This is a genomic window from Actinosynnema sp. NPDC023658 (assembly GCF_040639995.1).
Taxonomy (GTDB): Bacteria; Actinomycetota; Actinomycetes; order Mycobacteriales; family Pseudonocardiaceae; genus Actinosynnema.
This window is the reverse complement of the sequence record NZ_JBFAAX010001095.1, coordinates 1-773: the sequence shown is the minus strand read 5'-3', so window position 1 is coordinate 773 and position 773 is coordinate 1. Positions and strand designations below refer to the sequence as shown.

General features: G+C 72.1%; 2 protein-coding genes and 1 pseudogene. 2 read left to right on the top strand and 1 reads right to left on the bottom strand.

The features are described from left to right. Window positions 1-85 (top strand): annotated as a pseudogene (locus AB0G02_RS38430) (RidA family protein); the annotation flags it as partial. A 67-nt stretch (window positions 86-152) separates the two neighbouring features. Here the strand turns inward: AB0G02_RS38430 and AB0G02_RS38425 are convergent. Next, a complete protein-coding gene (locus AB0G02_RS38425) occupies window positions 153-599 on the bottom strand; it encodes a MarR family transcriptional regulator (RefSeq protein WP_360804892.1) in 447 nt (148 codons plus the stop codon). A 61-nt stretch (window positions 600-660) separates the two neighbouring features. On the opposite strand from AB0G02_RS38425, the gene AB0G02_RS38420 reads away from it, so the two are divergent. Continuing rightward, window positions 661-773 (top strand): VOC family protein (locus AB0G02_RS38420; RefSeq protein WP_360804898.1); only part of this gene is annotated, 113 nt, incomplete at its 3' end.

The following is a 773-nucleotide window of genomic DNA, read 5'->3' as shown; positions in this document are numbered from 1 at the left end:
GGCGCCGACCACGACGATGCTGGGCGTGACGCGGCTGGCGATCCCGACCCTGCTGGAGGAGCTGGAGGGAACCGCCGTCGCGTGACGCGACCCCGTCACCGCCCGCGCCGGGACCCGTCGCGCGGTGTCGTCGGCAGCGTGGCGGGGGACCGTCACGGCTTCGGCGGGTTGAGGGCGTCGGCGCAGGCGGTGAGGTCGTGGCGGAGGCGTTCGGCGTCGCCGGAGGGCAGGTCGCGCAGCATCCGGCGTTCCACGTCGGAGACGGCGCGGCTGGCCTGGTCGAGCAGGCGGGTGCCCTCGTCGGTCAGGAGGGTGGGCAGTGCTCGGCCCTGGGGCGCGGTGGGCGGCCGGGTGAGCAGGCCGCGGTCCTGGAGCCCTTGCAGGACGGTGTGCATGGACTGCCGGGTGACGAAAGCGCCGCGCGCCAGTTCGGCGGCGGACAGGCCTGGTCGTTGGCCGAGCAGTTCCAGGCAGGAGTACTGCGGCACGTTGAGGCCCAGCGGTCGCAGGGCCGCTTCCATCGCGGCGCGCAGGGCCGCCGCGGCCTGCTTGAGGACGTAGCCGACGGAGGAGTCCAGGTCCACTCGCTCTTGCGTCATGTCAGGAGTCTGACATATGGTTCTTTATGTCAGGACTTTGACATAGGGATCGGAGAGACCCATGGCCACGGTGACCGGACCGGACTTCCTCGCTCTTCAGGTGCGTGACGTGGACGCGGCCGCCTCGTTCTACGAGGAGCACCTCGGGCTGCGCCGCGCCCCGGTGAGCCCGCC

Excerpts from the sequence above, each read along its gene's own strand:
- AB0G02_RS38425 (WP_360804892.1), bottom strand. The coding sequence starts at position 599 with ATGACGCAAGAGCGAGTGGACCTGGACTCCTCCGTCGGCTACGTCCTC.